Here is a 22,147-nt window from a genome sequence, read left to right as displayed (position 1 = left end):
GTGATGTACGGAAGTTCGGTGGCCGAGGCCCCGGTGATCCGGGAACCGCTCCACGCGCCGGTCGCCCACCTCGTCCGCGGCGGAGTCATCGAGGGCATCCACTACGGCTCGGTGGTCGTGCTGGGCGCCGACGGCAGCGTGGACCTTCAGATCGGCGACATCGAGGCCGCCTTCTACCCGCGCTCGGCCCTCAAGCCCGTCCAGGCCGTGGCGATGCTGCGGACCGGGCTGCCGCTGGACGGCGAACTGCTCGCGCTGACCGCCGCCAGCCACTCCGGCGAGGAGCGGCACCTGGCCGGGACCCGCCGGATCCTGGAGCTGGCCGGTCTATCGGAGGACCAGCTGCGCAATGTCACGGACCTGCCCTTCGACCCGGTCGTCCGGGAGGACTGGGTGCGCGGGGGGCGGCTGCCCTCCCGCCTCGCACAGAACTGCTCGGGCAAGCACGCGGCCATGCTCTGCACGGCGTGGCTCAACGACTGGTCCCTCGACGACTACCTCGACCCGGCCCACTCCCTCCAGCAGGCCATCGCGGAGATCGTCGAGGGCCTCACCGGACAGCGGATCGCCCAGGTGAGCGTCGACGGCTGCGGCGCGCCCCTGTTCTCTGTCTCGCTGCACGGCCTCGCCCGCGCCGCCGCCCGCATCGTCACCGCCGCGCCCGGCACCCCCGAGGCCATGGTGGCCGACGCGATGCGCGAGCACCCCGAGATGGCCTCCGGATCGGGGCGGGACGTCGCGGCGCTGATGCGGGCCGTGCCGGGGCTGCTCACCAAGGACGGCTTCGAAGGCGTGCAGGTCGCCGCGCTCCCGGACGGCCGGGCCGTCGCCGTGAAGATCGCCGACGGCGCGGACCGGGCACGCGTCCCGGTGGCCGCGGCCGCCCTCGCGCGCTGCGGAGTCGACCCGGCCGCGCTCGCCGAGTTCGCGACCGCCCCGCTCCTAGGCGGCGGCGAGGTGGTCGGCAGCATCCAGCCCGCCCGCGCACTCGCCCCGCTCACCCACCCCACGTACACCTGATCCACACACCTGCGAAAGAGGCCCGCACAGCCATGACCGCCGCATCCCACCGCAGCGAGCACGACCTGCTCGGCGACCGCGACGTCCCCGCCGAGGCGTACTGGGGCATTCACTCCCTGCGCGCCAAGGAGAACTTCCCCATCACGGGAACGCCGATCTCCGCCTACCCGCACCTGATCGACGCCCTCGCCGCCGTCAAGGAGGCCGCCGCCCGCGCCAACGAGGAACTCGGCCTGCTCGCCCCGGACAAGGCGGCCGCCATCGTCGAGGCCTGCCGCGAGATCCGCGAGGGCAAGCTGCACGACCAGTTCGTCGTCGATGTCATCCAGGGCGGCGCCGGCACCTCGACGAACATGAACGCCAACGAGGTCGTCGCCAACCGGGCGCTGGAGCTGCTGGGCCACGAGAAGGGCCAGTACGAGTTCCTGCACCCCAATGAAGACGTCAACCTGAGCCAGTCGACCAACGACGTTTACCCGACCGCAGTCAAGATAGCGACCGTCTTCGCGGTGCGCGGGTTGCTCAAGGCGATGGCTGTACTGCAGGACGCCTTCGCCGGCAAGGCCGTCGAGTTCCGCCACGTGCTCAAGATGGGCCGTACACAGTTGCAGGACGCGGTACCCATGACGCTCGGTCAAGAGTTCTCTGCGTTTGCCGTCATGATTGACGAGGATCGCAGCCGTCTTGACGAGGCAGTCGAGTTGATCCATGAAATCAACCTGGGTGCCACTGCCATCGGCACCGGCCTCAACGCCCCCGCCGGATACGCCGAGGCGGCGCGCCGCCACCTCGCCGACATCACCGGGCTGCCCTTGGTGACCGCCGTGAACCTCGTCGAGGCGACCCAGGACTGCGGCGCCTTCGTCCAGATGTCGGGTGTGCTCAAGCGGATCGCCGTCAAGCTCTCCAAGAGCTGCAACGACCTGCGCCTGCTCTCCTCCGGACCACGCGCGGGCCTCAACGAGATCAACCTGCCGCCGGTGCAGGCCGGTTCGAGCATCATGCCCGGTAAGGTCAACCCGGTGATCCCCGAGGTCGTCAACCAGGTCGCCTTCGAGGTGATCGGCAACGACGTCACCATCACCATGGCGGCCGAGGCGGGACAGCTCCAGCTCAACGCCTTCGAGCCGATCATCCTGCACTCCCTGTCCGAGAGCATCACGCATCTGCGCACCGCCAGCCTGACCCTGGCCGAGCGCTGTGTCGTAGGGATCACCGCCAACACCGAGGGGCTGCGCGCGGCCGTCGAGAACTCCATCGGCCTGGTGACCGCCCTCAATCCGCACATCGGGTACACGGCTGCCACCGACATCGCCAAGGAGGCCCTCGCCACCGGACGCGGCGTCGCCGAACTCGTGCTGGAGAAAGGGCTGTTGCCGGCCGAGCGGCTCGCCGAGCTGCTGCGTCCGGAACTCCTCGCGGGCAGCGGCTGCGCGCACGCCTGAACCACGAACGCGCACCAGGACCGGCCGGGAGGCAAAATATTGACGTCCTCCCCCCCGCTGAAGCAGGGGGATTCCTAGCTCACTTTGCCTGGCACCTAGCAGGTGGCAGGGCTTACAAGATCAGCACTAGCCGGGTTGAGACCAGCCCGGACGAGCATCACGCGGGCGGAGTTCTTGTCCCTGGGCGACACGGTTCCGCACCCGGTGCACGTATACGTTCTCTCGGAGAGGTAGGCGATGCTTGGCTCTCGCACCGCAGTGCGCACAGTCCATGGTGGTGTGCGCGGGATTGACGAGGTGCACGGCGCGGCCGTGTTTACGGGCCATCTCGACCAGGGCGCTCTTGGTCGCGCCGATCGCAGCGTCAGCGGCCTTGCGGGCCATCGTCGACTTCGCCAGGAACTTCGGGCGGAAGTCCTCTACCGCCAAGGCGTCGTGGTCGCGGACCACACGCTTGGCCCACTTGCGGGCGGTGTCCTGGCGCTGCCGGGCCACCTTCTTGTGCAGCTTCGCCGCCTGCTTCTTGGCGCCCTTGTAGCCGTTCGAACAGGGCTGCTTCTTCGGCTTCCTGCGGGCCATCATCCGCTGGTAGCGGGCGAGGCGCTGCGCGGCCTGGTGGCCATGCTCGGGATGGGGAAGGTCGTAGTCGTCGGATGTGGTGGTCGCGGTCTCCTTCACACCCCAGTCGATGCCGATCACGCAGCCGGTTTCGACAAGCGCCTGGGTGCTGGTGGCGACCACGAACGAGGCGTACCAGTGGCCGAGACTGTCGCGGTAGACGCGCACGCTGGACGGCGGCTCGGGCAGCTCACGCGACCACACGACCGTCGCCGCGATGCCGCCGGCGAGATGCAGACGGCCGTCTTTCACCCGGAAACCGCGCCGGGTGTAGTTCAGGCTCGGGCCGGCCTGATGCTTCTTCTTGTACTTCGGCATACCGGCCCGCTGCCGCATCGGCAACCCGGCCTTGATGTCTTTCAGTGCCTTCGCCCGGGACTTCGCGAAGTCCCGTATCAACTGCTGCTGCACAACGCTGGAGCCCTCACGCAGCCACGCGTTCGCGGTACGGGCCGCGGTCAGCATCTTGTCGAGCTGCGCCGGACCGCACGTTGTCGTCTCGCCGGTGGCCTTGTTGTGCAGATGCACGGCCCTCGACTTGGCCACCGACTCGTTCCACACCCAGCGGCAGCGCGCCCATTCCGCTTCCAGCGCGCGGATGGCCGTGGACGACAGGCGCAGCCGGAAAGTGTAGCGGGCGTGCCCGTCACCGGCCGTCAACGCTCCGGTCGTCATGAAGCACAACCTATCTGGGAGGACTGACAGTTGAGAACAACTGATCTCGGTGGGGTTCCTCATCATCACGCGGGGTGGACACCGGATCGCCCTGACAGCGATCCGGCTATCTCTGCCCTGCTCCCCAGGAGTCCGATACCTCCCCGGCCCAAAGGCCGGCGCATCCTCGGAGGAATCCGGTGATCACGACGTCGCCGCCGGCCTTCCAGCCGGTCCTCGAACGCATCGCCACCGAGATCGAGCAGACGCCGGGCCGCGGGCGGCCTGCGGACTACATCCCGGCGCTCGCCGCCTGCGACCCGCGCCGCTTCGGCATGGCGGTCGCGGAACTCGACGGCACGGTGTACGGCGTTGGGGACTGGCAGCAGCCGTTCTCCACGCAGTCGCTTACAAAGGTCTTCACGCTCGCCCTCGTCCTGGCCCGCGAGGGCGACGAGCTGTGGGAGCACGTGGGCCGCGAACCCTCCGGTAACCCGTTCAACTCCCTGGTGCAGCTGGAGTACGAGAACGGCATCCCCCGCAACCCCTTCATCAACGCGGGCGCCCTCGTCGTCACCGACCGCCTGCAGACCCAGACCGGTGACGCGGCCGGCATCCTGCTGGAGTTCCTGCGCGCAGAGAGCGGCAACCCGGAGCTCGCCTTCGACAGGGACGTCGCCTCCTCCGAGGCCGCGCACGGCGACCGAAATGCGGCACTGGGCCACTTCATGGCGTCGTACGGCAACATCGACAACCCGGTGCCCGCGCTGCTGGAGCAGTATTTCCGCCAGTGCTCCATCGAGGCGTCCTGCGCCGATCTCGCGCTCGCCGCCGGGTTCCTTGCCCGGCACGGCATCCGCGCCGACGGCTCCCGGCTGCTCACCCGCAGCCAGGCCAAGCAGGTCAACGCGGTCATGCTCACCTGCGGCACCTACGACGCGGCCGGCGAGTTCGCGTACCGCGTGGGACTGCCTGGCAAGAGCGGCGTCGGCGGTGGCATTGTGGCGGTCGTGCCCGGCCGCTGCACGCTGGCCGTGTGGGGCCCGGGACTCGACAAGCGAGGCAACTCGGTGGCGGGCGTCGCGGCCCTGGACCGCTTCACGACACTGACGGGGCTGTCGGTGTTCTGAGCCCGATCTCTTTGCGGGCCTGGCGTATCGCGGCGTCCGCGTTCGCCAGAGTCCGCTTGTCCTTCGGCATCATCTGCCACCACGCGTGCAGGCAGTTCCACATCGCGCGGGCGGCGTGCGCCTGCTCATCGGTGAGGAGATTCTCGGAGGGGACAGTCCCAGTCGGGCACGGTGCCCGAACTGCCGCTCCTCCAAACCGAGTTCACCCATGGCGATCAACCTACAGTTGGTCTATCTCACCACGATGGAAGCCGAACCCCGATGTCAGAACCGGCCGCCACGTCGTCCACAATCTGCACGTCCACTTGGTGTTCGTCACCAAATACCGGCGCAAGGCGTTCACGAACAAGATGCTGAAGCGCTGCGAAGAGATCATGAGGGAGGTGCGCACGGACTTCGAGGCCGAGCTGAAGCAGTTCAACGGCGAGGAGGACCACGGGCACCTGCTCGTGCACTACCCGCCCAAGGTTCAGCTCTCCAAGCTGGCCAACTCCCTCAAAGGCGTCTCCTCCAGGCGTCTGCGCCAGGAGTACGACGCGCACATCCGCCGCCACCTGTGGGGCGGCCACTTCTGGTCCGGCTCCTACTTCGCCGGAAGCTGCGGCGGTGCGCCCCTGACCGTCGTACGCCAATACATCGAGAACCAGAAACGCCCCGTAGGCCGAGGTGAACAGTGCCGGCCCGTGCTCACCTGCGAGTCAGAGCAGTCCTGAGATGGCCTCACCCCCGGCGTAAACGCCGGAGCACTGGCCAAGATCAATAGGTAGACCAGAACTCGACCGGGTACACCGGCGTCGACTGCGGCCGAGACGTCCCCTTTCCCTTCCGTTGCTGAGGTCATAGTCAGATCTCAGCAATCCGTGCGTTTACGCACAGATGGTCCTTAACGGTGTCACCACAGCCCGAGCTGGGCGGTGGTGTCCTGTTGAAGGTCTCGCGGTTCCTTCCGCCTGTGGGGCGGTTTTGCGCCACCTGCCCGCACCGGGTCAGCTTTGCGGCTGGCCCGGCTGGCGCGGGTCTTCTGGACGGCTCCACGCGGTTTCGGCACGCTGGGCGTGCCCCGGTCTCCGGCCACTCCGGTACCGGTTGTGCCGGCCGATGCGAGGTCGGCGAGGTTGCGGGCGGCGTTCTCGTCCCGGTCGATGACCAGGCCGCACGCGTCGCAGGAGAGCACTCGCACGTGCAGGGGCAGTTTGGCTTTCACTGTCTTGCACGACGAGCAGGTTTTCGAGGACGGGTACCAGCGCGAGGCGACGACCGTGGGGCAGGCGTTGCGCCGGCCTTTGTAGGTGAGCTGACGGCGGATCTCTCCGAATCCGGCATCGGCGATCTTCCGTGCCAGACGGCGGTTGCGGAGCATGCCGGCGACGTTGAGGTATTCGACCACGACGGTGCCGTACTCGGCACGCACGGCGGTGGTGAGCTTGTGCAGGGCGTCTTCGCGGAGGTTCGCCACGCGGTGGTGCACGCGGTTGCGTTCGGCGTTCGCCTTGACCCATCGTTTCGACGGTTCCCGGCGGATGGTCTTGCCGGTGGCGGGGTCGTGCACGGCCGGCCCCTGGCGGCGCGACACACGACGGGACAGACACCGCAGCCGCTTCCGTTCGCCCTCGTAGTGCTTGGGGTTGTCGACGTAACCGATCTCCCCGGCACTGTCGGCCATCACCGCGAGCACCTTCACCCCGAGGTCGATACCGACGGCGACACCAGGACGGGCCACGCGGGTGATCTCCCGCTCGACCTCGGTCTGGAAGGAAACGAACCAGCGGCCCCGCTCATGCCGCACCGTCGCGGACAGGATGCGTGCCATTGCGGCCTGCACGCGGGCCAGAAGCTTGACGGTGGACTCATGGGTGCGGATGGTTCCGAGCACCGGCAGCCTCACGTGCCGGTCGTCGGCCACGCGGATGCTACCGGTGGTGAACCGGCACGCAAGACGGGCCTTGCGCTTGGACTTGAAACGTGGCGTACCCATGCGGGCGCCCTTGCGGCGGCCGTTCTTCGACTTCGTGTAGTTGTCGAACGCGGCAGCCGCGTTGGCCAGGCCGGTGCTGTACGCCTCCTTGGAGTTCTCGTGCCACCAGTCGGCATAGCGCTGATCGGTGCGCTTGACCTGGTTGAACTCCTTACGCAGCGCGGGCAGCGACCACGGCCGCCACGGCGTCAGCTCCTCCTCCGCGACCCCGTACGAGGCTTCCGCCTTCCGCTGCCACCACGAGGCCGTCACCCAGCCGACAGCCCAGTTGTACGCGGCCCGAGCAGCCCCGCAGTGCGACCCCAGCGCGGACTCCTGAGTCGCATTCGGTCCAGGGCGAAACGGAACGCCTGCACCACAAAGCCCGGCTGCGGCTGGAACTTCTTCACCCTGAACACCCCCTCACCAGCCAGTCATTGACTATGCACTACGGATCAGGGAACAGATCAACGGATGGATCACCAGCGGTGAAGCCTGCGAGCGGCTGGAAATCGCCTGGCGCACCCTCTACAACCTCCACCGCCAAAGCCCAGACTTTCCCAAGCCTAAGAAGATCAGACGAACCCTCCTATGAGAGGCGAAAGCCCTGGATGCCTGGCGGGACGAGCACCCCAAGCGTCAGAGAAAGAAGACGTTCGTTGAGATCCGACTATGCATCCCGCAGCAGTTGTTAGCCCCTCCCCCGCAGCCCGCCCCACTGCCGCGGAATCCGGCGATCACGTCCCCGGGCGCCCGCCGGGAGTGGGACCCACCAGGGAAAGCTGACAACACGTCATGGCGTGTCTGGCGGTTCCGCGGACGCCGCGGAGTCGGTGAGATTCTGCGGGTCGGTGGTCACGGGCCCTACCTCCGTGGTCATAGGACGGACCGGACGAGCCGACGGCCTCTCGGGACACGGCTCGTCAGCTTCTCCAGCCGCTCGGGCACCAAACGCATCCATAGCCCCTTCCCCGATCCGTGCGGCGCCTCCCGGCGCGTAGAGCGCCCGGGTCATCCCGGACGAGATCAGCGGGCAGCCACCACGCACGCCGATGCCGGTCGGCGCGGAGCCCGGTCACTTCTGTTTCATGCCCGTATCTGTTTACTTCACCGCACTATCCCCGTAGCATCCCGGGAAACACGCAGCAGTGGACATGAAACGGATGTAAACCCACATCCGTCTTCAGGGATCCAAACCAGCAGTCAGCAGTCAGCAGTCAGCAGTCAGCAGTCAGCAGTCAGCAGTCAGCAGTCAGCAGTCAGCAGTCAGAAAGAGGATCAACTAATGCCTCAGCGCACAGTCGTCATCGGTTCGCGTACCGGGCTGCACGCCCGCCCTGCTTCCGTCTTCGTCCGGGCCGCCTCGAAGCAGCCGGTCAAGGTGACGGTGGCCCGCGAGGGGCAGAGCCCGGTCGACGCACGCAGCCTTCTGTCCGTGCTCGCGCTCGCGGTCAAGCACGGCGACTCCGTGGTGCTCGCCGCCGAGGGCGACGGCGCGGATGCCGCGATCGACGAACTGGCCGCGCTCGTCGCCACGGACCTCGACGCCACGGAGTAGCGGTGACGTAAGCGACGGTTGGCATCCCCGCGAACAACCGACAAGGCGGCGGGCTCGGCGTCCACTCCATGAGCTGTGACGCGGGCCCGCCTTCCTGCGGGAGAAGCTCTGCCGCGATGGGTCCGGGCAGCGCGGGGCGCCGTCGATGCCCCCGTCAATCGCCGCTTGGCCACGCGACCAGTGCCAGTTCGGCCACTCGGGACAGCTCGTCCGTATCGGCCCCGTCCCGTGCGCGCTGCGAAAATCCCTGCACGATCGTGGCGAAGTAGGACGCCAGAGCCGACGTATCGGTCCCGGCCGGCAGTTCCCCTTCCTCCTCGGCCCGGCGCAGCCGCTCCTCGATGGTGGCGAGACCGGCGTTGCGCACGTCGCGCAGGAACTTCGCGATCTCCTCGTCCTGCACGGTGACGTTGGTGGCCGCGCTGATGGCCAGGCAGCCCGCCGGGTGGGACGGATCCGAGTAGACCACCGCCGCCTCGCGGAGGATCCGGGACACGGCCCCGCGAGCCGTCGACTCCTCGGCCAGCGCGCGCCGGGAAGGACCCCACCGGCGAGCGGCCGTACACGTCGACGGCCGCCTTGAAGAGCGCCTTCTTGTCGCCGCAGGCCGCGTACAGGCTGCCCGGACGGATACCCATGGCCTCCGTCAGCTCGCCCAGCGAGGTCGCCTCGAAGCCGCGCTCCCAGAACAGCCGGGTGGCCGCCTCCAGCGCCGCGTCCCTGTCGAACGTGCGCTGAGGAGCGTTCCTGGCTCGAGTCGGCCCAGTAGGTCGGGAATGAGCTGCTGTTCGTGGAGTGACAGCGGACCGGTCGCCGCGGCGAACACCGCATGTGTCCCTCTATCACCCGCGGATACCCGCCTGAGCCGTCGGGGTCCCTCACTCGTTCGGGTGGGGCTGCCGGGCCGGAGGGGAGGGTCGGGTCAGTCCCACTGCTCGTCGGCGAGGGAGGCTACCGGTGCGGGCTTGCCGATGACGGCCAGGGCTATGAAGAAGTTGATCTGGCCGATTGCGATGGTCAAGGTGGCCAGGGCCTTCTCGTCGTAGTGTTTGGCCACTTCCGCGTACAGGTCGTCGGTGACCCGTTCCTGGCCATGCGGGGCAGGCTGGAGGGTGGCTTCCACCAGGGACAGCGCCGCGCGCTCGGCGTCGGTGAAGTAGGGGGCATCCTGCCACGAGGAAACGGCCGTGATGCGCTCCTCGGATACTCCCGCCTTGCGCAGGAATCCGGTGTTCAGGATGGTCAGGTATGTGTTACCGACGATCTGTCCGGCCCGCAGGTGCACCAGGCTCATCGTGGTGCGCGGCACCGATCGGTTGCCCGTGGCACGGAACAGGGCGGCGGTGATGTCGTTCAGCTCGGGAACGAACTCGGTCGGGTTCGGCATCCGGGAGATCGGGGTGCTGGTCACGACTGGACTCCTTCATATCGGCCTGTTTGGCGTTCTCACGGCACTGACGGACCAACTCACCTCGATGTGACCGGAGTCCGGAAAATTTCTTCCCGATGCGTTGCGTCCCTGAGCCCTCCCCGGTGTCTCGCCTCGCGCACTCAGAGCTTGGTGGCGATACGAGAGCAGGGCCCTGATCCCCGTTCGGTGCGCCCTCGAAGTATCTCCGCGGACCCAGATCAACTGAGATTCGGCTCGGCTGCGTGTCTCCCCTGTCTGGTCTCCACAGGTCAGGGGCATGGCATGGGGCCAGATCCGTTTTGACCTGCATCCGGCGGGTCGGAGCCCGGCCTGTCAAGGACGAGTCGTGACCACGCCGACCAGCCTTGCCGCCGTCGTGCAGGCAGGAGACGTGATCGGCTACGAGGGTCAGTGGCGCAAGGTGCAGGCGATCAAGACGGTGGTGTTGCGAGCTGCTGCTCTCGGTTTCCCACCTGCCCGCATAGATCGTCCCGGGATCCGGCGGGACTGCGAAGCGCACGAGACCTCGCCCCGGCCTCCCAGGCCCTGCGGGCATACGAGAGCTGCCTGGTGATGTCTCCGGGAGACCGTGCTGTTCAACGGGTGGGGTCTCCCCGGCTCGATCTCCTTGGCCTGCTGATCCGGCAGCAGGCGGTCAACCACGCCATCCGGCGTGCGCTACCAGCAGCCGCGCTGACAGCGAGATCGCCGCCCTACGGGCCGAGGTCGCGCGGATCGACGCGGCCGCCGCAGAGATCAGAGCCATCACCGACGCCACGGTGCGCCTTGCTGATCGGCGCCCCGCTGCACTCCGACGGCAAGCTGACCATCGTCTCCCTCGCCGCGGAAGCCGACCTGCGCGGCAACAAGCTCACCCACAAGCACACCGGCCTGAAGGACCTGTTCTAGCAACAGGATCTGGCCCGGGTCGGCGCCGAACTCGACGATCTGCGTAGCCAGGCGCAGCTCATGGCCCGGATCGTCTACGTCCTGGAGATCGAGAACCACCAGCTCAAGGAGGCCAACACGAATCTGCCCGGGCAGTTGGCCGCCCAGGGAGCAGTCCGCGACCTGACCCAGCGACGTCGAACCTGACTCCGCGCGACGAGACGCAGGGGCAAACACTTCGCTGGATTCGACGCCTTTGCGTGCGAAATGTGCCCCCACCCGGTATCCCCCGGGCGGGGGCATGGCACGGCCGGACCACATTGCGGTCCGCGACAATTGACGGTTACCGCGTTGCGGTGGCCAGTGCCGCGCGGATGGCGTCCTCGCCGACCGGCTGGCCCTTCTCGTTCGAGTACGGCCCGTATGGTGTTCCCCACACCGGCGTGCCCGTCGCCTGCCGCCAACTGTCGGCCAGCTTTCCCGCGTCTACCACGCTGTAGCCGATGGAGTCGATGAATTCGGTCACCGCCGCCTTCGCCGGTGCGGAGTCCCCGGCGATCGGCAGGTAGGAGCGGTCGGCCGCCCCTGCCGGGCGGGCGAGTGACAGCAGGTGCTTGAAGAAGATGTTGTTGAACGCCTTTACGAGCAGGGCGTCCGGGACGTGCCGCAGAAGCAGCTCGCTTGAGGTGAGGGACTTGCTCTCAAGCTCGAGGATGTGCCCGTCACGCTCGGGGCCGTAGTTGCAGGTGTCGATGACCGTCTTCCCGGCCAGTGGCGCGGCGGGCACGTGGGGGAAGGCGCTGACCGGCACCGTGACCACGACAATGTCACCGGCCGCCGCGGCCTCTTCGCTCGTCGCCGCGGACGCCCGCGGCCCCAGTTCCTCGGCCGTGTCCACGAGCGTTTCGGGACCGCGCGAGTTGCTGAGCACCACCTGGTGCCCGGCCCCGACAGCGAGTCGCGCGAGGGTCCTGCCGATGCTTCCGCTTCCGATGAATCCCACAGTCGTCATAATCTCAACGTCCTTCAGAAGAGCCGAACTTGCCGGTTGGCGGGCTCGTTACGATCCGGGTTCCCGCCGTCAGCCGGCAGGGAAGTAATGGCCGTTGTCCAGATCGGCGAGCAGGCCGGGCCGGGCGGGTTCCCAGCCGAGGGCCCGGCGGGTGATGAGGTTGGACGATGGGTAGCTCTGGGTGACGATATTCGTGAGGAACCCGAAGTACCCCGGCGTCATCAGGGCATCATTGGGAACGCTCACGGCGGGCAGGCCCAGGCGGCTGGCGATGGCCTCGGCGATGTCGCGGAACGTGATGCCTCCGTCCTCGACCGCGTGCCAGTATTTGCCGGCCGGCCCCTTCTCCAGCGCCAGGCGGAACAAGGTGGCGGCATCTCGGATGTGCACGGCGTTCCACAGGTTCGTGCCGTCGCCGTGGTAGCCGACGAACCCCTTTTCCTTCGCGAGCGCGATCAGCGTGGGGAGGAAGCCGGCACGATCGGTCGTGCTGTGCGCGATGTTGGCGATCCGTACGACCGAAGACCGCACCCCCTGCTCGGCGAGGTCGACAACGGCTCTTTCCACGATGTTGCGGACCCGCAGGGTGCCCTTGTGCTCCTCGCCGGCGGGGAGGGCCGGATCCTCCTCGGTGGCCGGCCGCTCCAGGTTCCCGGGCGAGCCTATACTTCCCGCCGTGACCAGCGGCTTTCCGGTTCCCGCGAGTGCCTCGCCGTACGCGAGCATGATCGGGAGCTCCGCAGCGGCCACGGCGTCCATCCCGCCGGAGGGCAGCAGATCCTGCCTGTGGGCGACGTGGATGACGCCATCGGAGCCCGAGGCTGCCTCCTTGAGCCCGTCGAGATCCTGAAGGTCGCCGCGACGCACCTTCGCGCCGAGCGCGGACAGGGTCGCCGCGGAAGCGTCCGACCGGGCCAGGCCGGTGACCTCGTGCCCGGCGGCGATGAGTTCGGGGATGATGTACGAACCGGAATGGCCGGTCCCCCCAGCGACGAATACGCGCATCTAACTGTCCTTGTGAGGGTAGGTGCAGATTCTTTTCGTGCCGTAAGTGAACTGGCGTAATGCGGCACGAGAGGTAGTGGTAGTGGTGCGCTCAGCCGAGAAGGGTGATGCCGAGGGAGAAATTGGCGTGCTTGACGGAGTGGTTCATGAGGTCCAACTCCAACAGGCCGACGTTCTCCAGTGCCCGCGCCATGAACAGTTCCCCGGTGTCCCAGGGGCGCAGCCCCAGGCTCTCGACGAACGCCGACACGCGTGCCTTCGCCTGCGCGTCGTCGCCGGCGATGAACACGTCCAGAGGGCGGTCCTCGGCCGGGCCAGCCGCCAGAACGTGGGAGAACACGGTGTTGAACGCCTTGACGACATGCGCGTCGTCGGGAGCCGCCTTGGCGATCTCCTGTGCGCCGGAACTGTCGTCGGGGACGACGAAGCCCTGCAGGTCGGGGGCTACGGGGTTGGTGATGTCGACGATGATCTTGCCGCGCAGTGCGTCCCCGTACTCCCTCACCACCGCCGCCGCGCCAGCGTACGGCGCGGCGAGGATCACGATGTCCCCGGCCGGGGCGGCCCCGGCCATCCCGACCGTGGCGCCGCCGAGCGCGGCGGCCAATTCCTTGGCCTTGGCCTGGTCGCGGCCGATGATCTCGACGGCGTTACCGCCGGCGAGCGCCCGGCCGGCCAAAGCACGGGCCATGTTTCCCAGTCCGATAATGCTGATACTGCTCATCGATGTTCCTGCTTTCCGGGCTTTGGCCCTGCCGTCAAATTCCAGAGTCGAATTCTTGTGCCGAATTCACTTCGACGCCCTTAAGCGCCTGTTTTTCATGCTGCCATCCGGTCCGAGTGGCGTCCAAGACCTATTGAAGCCGCGGTGATACCCTGGAGGTATCACCGGGCTGGGGGTTTTATGGATCTGGATCTGCGCAAACTGCGTTACTTCGTCACCGTGGCCGACCGGCTGCATTTCGGCCGCGCCGCCGATGAGCTTCACATCGCACAGCCGGTGCTCAGCCGGCAGATCCGCGCGCTCGAGCAGGATCTCGGCGCCTCGCTGTTCACCAGGGATCGGCACGGCGTAGAGCTGACAGACGCGGGCCGGCAACTGCTGGCCGACGCCGGTCCGCTGCTCGCCTCAACCCACGCGGTCCGCCGCCGGGTGTCCGCGGCCGCCAGCGGCAAGCGGCGGCTGATGGTCGGTTTCCGGGCCGGCATTGCCGTCACCCCGGCGGCCCGTGCGTTCGAGGACCGGCACCCGGACGTGGTCGTGGACATGCAGCGGATCGAAGGGGACGACCAGGCTGCGATGCTGCTCGACGGCCGCATCGACGTCGGCTATGTGCGGCTGCCCATCGACGAGGCCGGCCTGCGCGTCACCCCGCTGTACACCGAGCCGCGGGTAGCGGTACTGCCCGCCGGACACCGGTTTGCCGGCAAGCAGGAGGTCACCGAGGCCGACCTGGCCGGCGAAACGCTGGTCTGGCACGGTGACCCGAGCACGCAGCCCACCAAGCGCCCGCTCCCCAATGCCGGGTACCCGGTGCGCGGGGTGGACGAGACGCTCGAGCATGTCGCGGCCGGACGGGGCATCTCCTTCCTGGCCCGTTCGGCGTCCGTGTTCTACTCGCATCCGGACGTCGTCTATGTGCCCATCCCGGATCTGGCGCCCGAACAGGTGTGCCTCGCGGTGACGGCATCGCACACCTCGCCGGTAGTAGATGACTTCGTCACTGCGGCTCAGTCGACGGCCGAGATCACGGCAGAATGTGGGAACTATGAGATGTGGCAGCTTGGAGGCGATGCCGTCACAAGGCGCGCTTGAGCAGTTCGACTGCGTCTGCCGTTCGTAGTGTGCAGGAGTCGGTCCGTGGGATCCGGAACCCAACGTCGAGTTTCAGCCGGACGTGTTGGCTGGCCGCCTGTTGGCCTTCGTTTCGGACTGGTGTGACCCAGATGGGCCGCGCACTGATGATCAGCGTGAATGGTTTACAGGCCCTGAAGATGCGGGTGGCCCGCCAGCGTCGCTGGCGGGCCACCCGCATCTTCACAACCTCCCAGCTGCGTACGAGTTCTTCATGCGCCACCGCGCACGGACTTATGCGATCAGCCGTCTGTTCGAACCGCGGCGCGCCAGCGCCCTGAGCCGGGATGACGGCCTCGAACTCCTGAAGCCCTCGGGGGTCGCCGGTCTCCCCGGCGGCGTCTGCTGCGGCCGTCAGCAGGCGGGCGGCCAGTTCCGTAAAAGCCAGCAGGTACGGGCCAAGTGCCGGGCGGCTGGTGTGTCGTACCAGCCAGTGCAGCCCCGACCGGCAGCGCGTCCAGCCCAGCCGCGGAGTGCCACGTCAACTCGACACGTCCTCCCCTCGCAGGTCATCGCCGGCTGTGGCGGGGATCGCGTTGTCGATGAGGACGGCAGCGATGGCGGCGGCGGTGGGGAAGGCGTCGGCGTTGAGGACCCGGGTGCGGGCCGCGGCGCCGTCGATGAGCAACGCGAGCTGCTCGCCGAGCTGTTCAGGGTCGGCGGCCCCGGCTTCGCGGGCGGTGTCGGCGAGCCGCGCGGCGACGGCCTTCTTGTAGTCGCGCGCGTACTGGGATGCGGGGTGCTGGGGGTCGTGGAGTTCGACGGCGGCGCCGATGTAGGGGCACAAGGGGGTGGTGGGGGGGATGTCGAAGGCGGCGAGGAGCCGTTCGCGGGGCGTGAGGTCGGTGCGGTCGAACACGCCGGACAGAACGGAGGGGTCGAACCGGCGCAGGTACTCGGCGACGAGTTCGTCCTTGCCGCCGAAGTGCTGGTAGGCCGTGCGCTTGGACACCTCGGCCACCGCGCAAAGCTGGTCCATGCCGGTGCCGTTGATGCCCTGCTCGCGGAACAGCTGCTGGGACGCGCTGAGGATGCGCTCGCGAGCGCCCCGGCCGCGGCGCCGACCCGTGGGGCCCTTCTCCAACTCCGTCATGCCTCCATCGTACCGCGGCTAGGTAACGACCGGTGTACATAGTTTGCGCCCCCGGCCACCCGCCCCGTACCGTAAGCACACAGTGCGGTGTACTTAACACCGTCACCCCCAGGTACACACGGCACCACCGACCCAAGGAAACGACTATGGGAAAGCTCGACGGCAAGGTCGCGGTCATCACCGGCGGCACCACCGGCATGGCGCTGGCAGGCGCGAAGCTGTTCGTCGACGAGGGAGCGCACGTCTTCATCACCGGCCGCCGCCAGGACGCCCTGGACCAGGCCGTGAAGCAGATCGGCCGCAACGTCACCGGCGTCCAGGGCGACGCCTCCAACCTGGACGACCTGGACCGCCTGTACGACACCGTCAAGCGGGAGAAGGGAAGCCTAGACGTGCTGTGGGCCAGCGCAGGCGGGGGCGAGCCCGCCCCGCTCGGCGAGATCACCGAGGCCCACTTCGACGCCGCGTTCTACCTCAACGCCCGCGGCACCCTGTTCACCGTCCAAAAGGCCCTCCCGCTCTTTAACGACGGAGGCTCCATCCTCATGACCGGCTCCAACGCCTCCCTCGGCGCCTTCCCCGGCTGGAGCGTCTACGCCGGCAGCAAGGCCGTCCAGCAGGCATGGGCCCGCGTCTGGCTCAACGAGCTCAAGGACCGCCGCATCCGCGTCAACGTCCTGACCCCCGGCCAGGTCGCCACCGCCAAGCAGGAAGAACTCTTCGACGAGGCCACCAAGCGCCAGTTCGAGTCCCTCATCCCCCGCGGCCAGATGGGCCGCCCCGACGAAATCGCCACCGCCGCCCTCTTCCTCGCCTCCGACGACTCCAGCTACGTCAACGGCATGGAACTCGTCGCCGACGGCGGCACCACCGCCATCTAAACCGAACAACCACAACCAGGGCAGGACATCTCATGAGCAACATCAGCATCATCGGCACCGGGAACATGGCCCGCACCATCGGAACGCGGGCGATAGCGGGCGGCAACACCGTCGAAGTCATGGGCCGCGATCAGTCCAAGGCCACTGACCTGGCCAAGGCTCTCGGCGGCGGCGCCACGACGGGAGAATGGGGCACCGCCCCGGCCGGCGACATCGTCATCGTGGCCCTGCTGTACGACGGCGTCGTGCCGGCCATCGCCCAGTACGGAGACGCTCTCGCGGGCAAGGTCATCGTCGACATCAGCAACCCCTTCAACTCCACGTTCGACGGGCTAGCCCACCGCGAGGAGACCTCGATCGCGCAGGAAGTCGCCAAGGCCGCCCCAGCCGGCGCCAGCGTGGTGAAGGCGTTCAACACCATCTTCCGCCACGTCCTGGAGAAGGGCCGGCCCGACGTCTTCATCGCCGGCGACAATGCGCAAGCCAAGGCAAGTGTGGAAGCGTTCATCGAAAGCCTCGGGCTGCGCCCGCTGGACGTCGGCGGCCTGACAATGGCGCACTGGCTGGAAGGAGCAGGCGTGGTCACGGTGGGCCTCGCCAACCACGGGGTGGGGAACTTGGACTTCGCCCTCAGCATCACCGAACTTCCCGCCTGAGCAAACGGTTGACGGATCACGGAAAGGACTCGCCAAGTGAGCCCGTTGGCGAGCCGGTGGGGTAGCGGTCCTGCACGTCCTTCTCGAAGGCGAAGATCACTTCCGCCAGGTCGATGACCGCTCCGTCCAGTCGTGCTTCGGCCGCCTCCAGCCCCCGGGCGCCAGGCAGCCGTCGGTGAACTCGGCAAGCAGCCTGGTCACGCGCGTTTGGGTCTGGCTGTTCGTCAAGGCCGTAGCCCGGTGGTGGGCGATCCAGGCGTGCGCCAACTGGGCGACCAACTGCGAGCACCGATAGTTCCCATGGCGGATCACGCGCCGCATGGCCGTGCCCTTGGGATTGGTGTAGATCAGCTCACGCGTCTCGATCCGGGACACCTGCCCGCCCCGCTCAAGCGGCTTCGCCGCCTGCCGGAACCCGCGTTCTCCTCGTCTGGGCATCAGACCGCCTGCCGTTCTGCCAGACGGCTCGCGTAGTCGGCGTAGGTCTTGTTCTGGTCGCTTCACTCCGCAATCGCCCTCGCAACCAGCAGGTTCGTCCGCCGGATGTAGCGCAGAGACCGCATCGTGGAACTGGCGTGCAGGTGTCCGAGCAGCCGCTGAACGACAGCAGGCGTTGAGATTGGCGTGTTCGGCCAGCAAAGCATCCTGTCCGCCCTCGGCGATCTTCTCGGCGAGGGCGGACAGGATCATCTTGATCAGGTTTCCCAGCATGATCACGGCGTTCGCCGCCTTCTCTGGCAGCATCTCGACCGCGCACCGCCGGGCATCAAACCCGCCCTCACTAACGTGGTGAAAGGAGTGCCGTCGGCCGTTCCATCGCTGACACCACTCTGAGGCGGTAGGGATCTCGGTCAAGTTGACGAATGGAAGTGTGTCCTGGACGCCAGTCATCAGTCGCAGGTCCAACACGCGTCAACTGTCTGCAGAAGCAGAGGGTGCCTCGATGCCGGCCGCTGCGGCGATCTCGGCGATGCGCCCAAGCGCTTCCTGGTACGCCTGGGCATTGCCGGGCTGATTCTGCCAAGTGCGGATCCGGAGGGTGGTGGACTGCAGAGTCCCTGGCGGAATGCCGAGGTACCGAGCCGCGCCGGTTCGTGATCCGCCACGAGCCATCTGGACCAAGCGGATCGCGGCGTCACGCCGCAGGAGTCGTTCGGGCCCGTCCAGTTCGTTCAGTGGAGCTGCCCAGGCATCGGCTGATCGACGGCTTACCCGGGCGTGCGGCTGGCGCGTCCCGAGGACGGCGCCCGGTTCGGTGAGCTGCTGGCCTTAGCGACGGAGGACATCGAAAAGGAACATGTTGACGAGGTGGAGGCGGGCCGCTGTGGTGCGTGGCTGCTGGAAGCCCTGCAGCTGGCAGCAACACCTTGACGCAGCCCCTGGTCCGCGCAGCCGCAGACGGGAAGATGCTAGACGCCGCCATTGCACTGTCGCTGCCGCTGGTTGCCCAGGACAGGGACGGCGCGACAGTCGGGGCGCTCCTGGCATCCGCCCGCCTCCTGAGCCACGTCAAGGGGGCGGCAGTTCCCGACGCTGTGGCCGCGACGCTCGCTGATAGACGACGACCTCCGGGCGTCGCTCCTTGGCCTGATGTCCACTCGATAAGGAGGCAGAAGTGCCGTTCACCGTCACCGGCGCATTCGATGACGGTGCGACCTACGCAGTGCCGATCACCGGGCGGACCGACCGCCCGGCGATCGGGTCGTACCGCGCCGCAACTCTCGTGGAGCTCCACCAGGGCGAAGGCATCTCCCTGTCGCCAACCAGCCCCGTACACAAGGTCGCCGGAGACGATGAGGTGTCAGTGCTGGCGGTGCTGCACGAGTACACCGACGTCCTCGAGAAGGGGGCGGAGGCGCCACGGCATGCGCGAGTACCTGGGAGCTGACCCGGTGTTCTTGCACAATTGTGCAAGAACGATCTTGGATCTCAGTCTGACTTGCCGCACTCCGAGAGGTGACTCAGCTTCGCCCGATCATCAGCCATCAGGCCCCCCTCCTTCTGTTGCAGGATGACCTTCTTCGAGGGCGGGCCCGCGGTCTTGGTCAGTTCGCCGCCGTTCCATCGCACCCATGCTTGGCCGTTGTTATCCATGAAGTGCAGTCCCTGAAAGATCCAACCCGTGTGGGGCCCAGGGGACGCGGCGAAGCTCGCCGCCTGGGCGAAGGTGACGGCCTTCGGCACGCTGACGGCCGTGCAGGGCGGCAGAACCCCAACAAAGACGTACGTGACCGAGTTGTCATGCTTCTCTCGCCGTTGCTTGTCGTTCAGGAAGAATGAGGGGCCCTGCGCTTCTCGGACAGCGGTGTTGAGGGTTCTCCTTATGCCGCTGCCTGCAACACCTCGTACTCGGCGTGGACTTCTGCGGGAGTCTTGTAGCCGAGGCCGGAGTGGAGGCGTTTTCGATTGTAGAACATCTCGATGTAGCGGACGATCGCCCGGTGGGCATGTGCGCGTGTTGGGAACGTAGTTCGGTGCACGAGTTCGTTCTTGAGGGCGCCGAAAAATGATTCAGCCATCGCATTGTCCCAACAGACACCGGTGCGGCCGACCGACGCTCGCAGGCCCAACGAGCGGAGCTTGCAACGAAGTTCCCGAGACGTGTATTGACTGCCGCGATCGGAATGAAATATTCCGCCTTCGGCGAGGTCGATGTTCCGGGCCGCCATATCGAGTGCATCCGATATGAGAGAGGTCTTCATGTGGTCGGCCATCGCCCAGCCGACCACAGCTTTGGTGTGGCAGTCGATGACGGTCGCGAGATACAGGAACCCGGCCCAGGTGTGAACATAGGTGATATCGCTGACCAGTTTGCGCCCGGGAGCGTCAGCGGTGAAGTCACGGGCCAGCAGGTCGGGCGTGGCCGGCGCCGCATCATCGGCGATCGTGGTCGCCCGCCAGGGCCGCGGCTGGCATGGCACCAGGCCGAGCTCGCGCATCAGCGCGCGGACCAGTTCCGCTCCGGCCTGCACGTTCATCCGCTGGAGCGCGGCGTGGACACGCCGGTAGCCGTAGGTCTCCTGCGAGTCAGAGAAGACCTGGAGGATGACAGCCCTCAGTTCCGCACGGCGCTTCGCGGTGGCCGACAATGGCCTGGACCTCCAGTGGTAGAAGCCCGACGTGGATACTCCCGCCCAGGTGCACATCTGCTGCACGGGAAAGTTGTCGGCCTCGCCGTCGATGAACTCGTACTTCTCCGTCACCTGTATTCCTGGGCGAAGAAGGCCGCCGCTTTTCCCAGGAACTCGGTCTTCATACGGAGTTCCCGGTTCTCGCGTTCCAGTTCGCGCAGGCGGGCGCGTTCGCTGATGTTCAGGGGAGGCTCCTCCCCGGCGTGCTCTTGCCGGTACCGGCTGACCCAGGTGCCCAGCGTTCCCTCGTTCACTTGTATCTCTCGGGCGACCTCGGCGATCGGGCGGGACTCCACGACCACCATCTTGACCGCCTCGTCCCGAAACTCAGGACTGAACTTCCTACGCTTCTGTGCCACGTGCTCTCTCCGCCGTTCTGGACTTCGATCCTATGGGGACCGCTGTCCGAGAACTTCGGGGCGCCTCAGAAGGCTGCCCACACCGGGTCTAGGGAACGGTTCGCAACAACCGAGACCTTGATATTTCCCCACATTGAAAGGCGGGCGGCCTGGCTCCGTTCGTCCTTCTCGGCGTCCTCCTTGGACTGAGCGAGTTGATCGTCCGCGACCTGAGCGGACTTGTAGGTCCCCCAGGCGGTGATCGCCAGGCTGACTGCGGCCACAACAGCCGCAAGCACGGCTGTGTGTCTGGCCCAGTCGGAGCGCTGATACCAGCGCCTGAGGCGAGCGATGCGGCCCGACCCACGTATCCGGTTGGTGACAGCCATAGGGGGGCGCGGAGTGACTTGCCGGACCCTCAACCGCGGTCGTCGCTCTAGCACTTGACCTCACTAACCATCGTGCTCCACCTCGTAACGCCCCAGGGTCTATCACGGAGCTCAGCGGCTGCGTAGGCGGACGTCGCTCGCAGAACGACTCCCGCAACGGCGAGATTCTCTGGTGCTTTCCCGGCGCTGGAGTCGAGGACGGCGCGCTCATGCACGAAGCCTTCCGGATCGCACTGTCGTGAGGAGGTCCAATCCCCTGGACGTCGCCTCGGCTGAAGGAGGGACGCGGCCGGTCGATGAGACCTGCAATCCGCCAGGTGTTCAGGTCCTGTAGGGAAGCTCGACGCATGAGCGAAGACAGTCAACCGCAGGAGTCCCATCTTCTCGCCGTACCTCCTGACGTTGAATCCGAGGAAGTCGAAACCCTCCTATGCGTGGACCACATGGGTCTTTTCGTCGTTGAAGGTCAGCCCTCTCGGCTCCAGCCAGGCGATGAGCTTCTCCTTGATTTGCCACGCTTCCGCCTCCGTCGCGCACATGACGACGAAGTCATCGGCGTAGCGGATCAGCGTCGGGATATTCCTCCGTGACCTCTGCAGTTGCGTGAGGCTCGGGTCGTATCCGGCAGCGATTTCCATGCCATGGAGTGCGATGTTGAGCAGCAGAGGGCTGATTACCCCGCCTTGCGGCGTTCCCTCCGTGGTAGGGGCGAACCTGCCGTTCTCCATCACCCCGGCCTTCAGCCATCCTCTGACTTCCCGGCAGGCCGGGAAGTCGCCGATGGCATCCAGTAAGCGGTCATGGTCGATGCGGTCGAACGCGCTGGACAGGTCAGCATCCAGGATCCAGACCTTCTTGGCGCCTTGCGGGCCAGTGTCTGGAAGATCGCGCCGATCGCGTCATGGCACCCTCGTCCGGGTCGGAAACCGTAGCTTCGCCCTTCGAAGCGTGCCTCCCATTCCGGCTCCAGGGCGCTTTTCACCCTGGCCTGCTCCACTCGGTCCCGAATCGTGGGGATGCCTAGCGGTCGCTTCTTGCCGTTCGCCTTCGGGATGTGCACTCGCCGCACCGGTAGTGGCCTAAACCGCGGCTCCTCGGTCAACTCTCGC

At 67.1% G+C, this 22,147-nt stretch carries 22 protein-coding genes and 2 pseudogenes; 11 read left to right on the top strand and 13 right to left on the bottom strand.

Going from position 1 to position 22,147, the window contains the following annotated elements; translation table 11 throughout:
- Positions 1 to 3: 3 nt before the first annotated feature.
- Positions 4 to 1,020: an asparaginase gene (locus OG698_RS46540; protein WP_406111681.1), complete on the top strand. Its 1,017-nt coding sequence runs from the start codon at positions 4 to 6 to the stop codon at positions 1,018 to 1,020.
- Positions 1,021 to 1,052: 32 nt separating this feature from the next.
- Entirely contained in the window at positions 1,053 to 2,465 is a 1,413-nt protein-coding gene (aspA, locus tag OG698_RS46535; RefSeq protein ID WP_406110418.1) for an aspartate ammonia-lyase, read from the top strand.
- 95 nt (positions 2,466 to 2,560) lie between these two features.
- Here aspA and OG698_RS46530 read toward each other — a convergent pair.
- Positions 2,561 to 3,758 (bottom strand): annotated as a pseudogene (locus OG698_RS46530) (RNA-guided endonuclease InsQ/TnpB family protein).
- A gap of 179 nt (positions 3,759 to 3,937) precedes the next feature.
- On the opposite strand from OG698_RS46530, the gene OG698_RS46525 reads away from it, so the two are divergent.
- Both OG698_RS46525 and tnpA read left to right on the top strand, forming a co-directional pair.
- Positions 3,938 to 4,867 carry a glutaminase gene (locus tag OG698_RS46525; protein WP_406110416.1) on the top strand — a complete coding sequence of 310 codons (930 nt, stop codon included), beginning with the start codon at positions 3,938 to 3,940 and terminating at the stop codon, positions 4,865 to 4,867.
- 233 nt (positions 4,868 to 5,100) lie between these two features.
- Positions 5,101 to 5,580, top strand: coding sequence for an IS200/IS605 family transposase (gene tnpA / locus OG698_RS46520; protein ID WP_406111679.1), 480 nt, complete (start codon positions 5,101 to 5,103; stop codon positions 5,578 to 5,580).
- 179 nt (positions 5,581 to 5,759) lie between these two features.
- Here tnpA and tnpB read toward each other — a convergent pair whose 3' ends face one another.
- Positions 5,760 to 7,148, bottom strand: coding sequence for an IS607 family element RNA-guided endonuclease TnpB (gene tnpB / locus OG698_RS46515; protein ID WP_406111678.1), 1,389 nt, complete (start codon positions 7,146 to 7,148; stop codon positions 5,760 to 5,762).
- Between the two features lie 958 nt (positions 7,149 to 8,106).
- Here tnpB and OG698_RS46510 point away from each other — a divergent pair.
- Positions 8,107 to 8,379 (top strand): HPr family phosphocarrier protein, encoded by a 273-nt coding sequence (locus tag OG698_RS46510; protein ID WP_116501785.1) that lies wholly within the window; start codon positions 8,107 to 8,109, stop codon positions 8,377 to 8,379.
- 154 nt (positions 8,380 to 8,533) lie between these two features.
- On the opposite strand, the gene OG698_RS46505 is transcribed toward OG698_RS46510, so the two are convergent.
- On the bottom strand, positions 8,534 to 8,875 hold the full coding sequence (locus OG698_RS46505) for a TetR family transcriptional regulator C-terminal domain-containing protein (protein ID WP_406110414.1): 342 nt from the start codon (positions 8,873 to 8,875) through the stop codon (positions 8,534 to 8,536).
- Positions 8,876 to 9,301: 426 nt separating this feature from the next.
- On the bottom strand, positions 9,302 to 9,766 hold the full coding sequence (locus OG698_RS46500; protein ID WP_329582472.1) for a carboxymuconolactone decarboxylase family protein: 465 nt from the start codon (positions 9,764 to 9,766) through the stop codon (positions 9,302 to 9,304).
- 810 nt (positions 9,767 to 10,576) lie between these two features.
- Here OG698_RS46500 and OG698_RS46495 point away from each other — a divergent pair.
- Both OG698_RS46495 and OG698_RS46490 read left to right on the top strand, forming a co-directional pair.
- The gene (locus tag OG698_RS46495; RefSeq protein ID WP_406110412.1) at positions 10,577 to 10,699 is read left to right on the top strand and encodes a hypothetical protein; all 123 of its coding nucleotides are present in this window, start codon (positions 10,577 to 10,579) and stop codon (positions 10,697 to 10,699) included.
- Between the two features lie 60 nt (positions 10,700 to 10,759).
- Positions 10,760 to 10,885 carry a hypothetical protein gene (locus OG698_RS46490; RefSeq protein ID WP_406110410.1) on the top strand — a complete coding sequence of 42 codons (126 nt, stop codon included), beginning with the start codon at positions 10,760 to 10,762 and terminating at the stop codon, positions 10,883 to 10,885.
- 136 nt (positions 10,886 to 11,021) lie between these two features.
- On the opposite strand, the gene OG698_RS46485 is transcribed toward OG698_RS46490, so the two are convergent.
- The 3 genes from OG698_RS46485 to OG698_RS46475 form a co-directional block, all read right to left on the bottom strand.
- Positions 11,022 to 11,681, bottom strand: coding sequence for an NADPH-dependent F420 reductase (locus OG698_RS46485; RefSeq protein WP_406111676.1), 660 nt, complete (start codon positions 11,679 to 11,681; stop codon positions 11,022 to 11,024).
- A 78-nt stretch (positions 11,682 to 11,759) separates the two neighbouring features.
- The gene (locus OG698_RS46480; protein ID WP_406110408.1) at positions 11,760 to 12,695 is read right to left on the bottom strand and encodes an SDR family oxidoreductase; all 936 of its coding nucleotides are present in this window, start codon (positions 12,693 to 12,695) and stop codon (positions 11,760 to 11,762) included.
- 91 nt (positions 12,696 to 12,786) lie between these two features.
- Positions 12,787 to 13,464, bottom strand: a complete 678-nt coding sequence (locus tag OG698_RS46475; protein ID WP_406111674.1) for an NADPH-dependent F420 reductase — start codon at positions 13,462 to 13,464, stop codon at positions 12,787 to 12,789.
- Positions 13,465 to 13,599: 135 nt separating this feature from the next.
- Between OG698_RS46475 and OG698_RS46470 the strand changes: the two genes are divergently transcribed.
- On the top strand, positions 13,600 to 14,511 hold the full coding sequence (locus tag OG698_RS46470) for a LysR family transcriptional regulator (protein ID WP_406110406.1): 912 nt from the start codon (positions 13,600 to 13,602) through the stop codon (positions 14,509 to 14,511).
- Between the two features lie 520 nt (positions 14,512 to 15,031).
- Here the strand turns inward: OG698_RS46470 and OG698_RS46465 are convergent.
- Positions 15,032 to 15,643: a TetR/AcrR family transcriptional regulator gene (locus OG698_RS46465; protein ID WP_406110404.1), complete on the bottom strand. Its 612-nt coding sequence runs from the start codon at positions 15,641 to 15,643 to the stop codon at positions 15,032 to 15,034.
- Between the two features lie 146 nt (positions 15,644 to 15,789).
- Here OG698_RS46465 and OG698_RS46460 point away from each other — a divergent pair, with 146 nt between their 5' ends.
- Both OG698_RS46460 and OG698_RS46455 read left to right on the top strand, forming a co-directional pair.
- Positions 15,790 to 16,524, top strand: coding sequence for an SDR family NAD(P)-dependent oxidoreductase (locus OG698_RS46460; protein ID WP_406110402.1), 735 nt, complete (start codon positions 15,790 to 15,792; stop codon positions 16,522 to 16,524).
- 32 nt (positions 16,525 to 16,556) lie between these two features.
- Entirely contained in the window at positions 16,557 to 17,180 is a 624-nt protein-coding gene (locus tag OG698_RS46455; RefSeq protein ID WP_405475209.1) for an NADPH-dependent F420 reductase, read from the top strand.
- A gap of 96 nt (positions 17,181 to 17,276) precedes the next feature.
- Here OG698_RS46455 and OG698_RS46450 read toward each other — a convergent pair whose 3' ends face one another.
- The gene (locus OG698_RS46450; protein ID WP_406110399.1) at positions 17,277 to 17,924 is read right to left on the bottom strand and encodes a hypothetical protein; all 648 of its coding nucleotides are present in this window, start codon (positions 17,922 to 17,924) and stop codon (positions 17,277 to 17,279) included.
- 871 nt (positions 17,925 to 18,795) lie between these two features.
- Between OG698_RS46450 and OG698_RS46445 the strand changes: the two genes are divergently transcribed.
- The gene (locus tag OG698_RS46445; protein ID WP_406110397.1) at positions 18,796 to 19,068 is read left to right on the top strand and encodes a hypothetical protein; all 273 of its coding nucleotides are present in this window, start codon (positions 18,796 to 18,798) and stop codon (positions 19,066 to 19,068) included.
- A gap of 41 nt (positions 19,069 to 19,109) precedes the next feature.
- Here OG698_RS46445 and OG698_RS46440 read toward each other — a convergent pair whose 3' ends face one another.
- The 4 genes and pseudogenes from OG698_RS46440 to OG698_RS46425 all read right to left on the bottom strand — a co-directional run bounded on the left by OG698_RS46440 (position 19,110) and on the right by OG698_RS46425 (position 22,035).
- A complete protein-coding gene (locus OG698_RS46440) occupies positions 19,110 to 19,364 on the bottom strand; it encodes a hypothetical protein (protein ID WP_406110395.1) in 255 nt (84 codons plus the stop codon).
- A 137-nt stretch (positions 19,365 to 19,501) separates the two neighbouring features.
- Positions 19,502 to 20,670 (bottom strand): IS3 family transposase gene (locus OG698_RS46435; protein WP_406110393.1). Its coding sequence is split into 2 segments (ribosomal slippage): positions 19,502 to 20,418 and positions 20,418 to 20,670, totalling 1,170 coding nucleotides; the frame shifts between segments, so codons are not numbered across the junction.
- Between the two features lie 65 nt (positions 20,671 to 20,735).
- Positions 20,736 to 21,038, bottom strand: coding sequence for a hypothetical protein (locus OG698_RS46430; RefSeq protein WP_406110391.1), 303 nt, complete (start codon positions 21,036 to 21,038; stop codon positions 20,736 to 20,738).
- A gap of 428 nt (positions 21,039 to 21,466) precedes the next feature.
- Positions 21,467 to 22,035, bottom strand: a pseudogene (locus tag OG698_RS46425) (reverse transcriptase domain-containing protein).
- Positions 22,036 to 22,147: the final 112 nt, after the last annotated feature.

The organism is Streptomyces sp. NBC_01003, from assembly GCF_045162695.1.
Taxonomy (GTDB): domain Bacteria; phylum Actinomycetota; class Actinomycetes; order Streptomycetales; family Streptomycetaceae; genus Streptomyces.
Note: the sequence above shows the minus strand (reverse complement) of the source record. Positions and strands in the feature narration are given on the sequence as shown.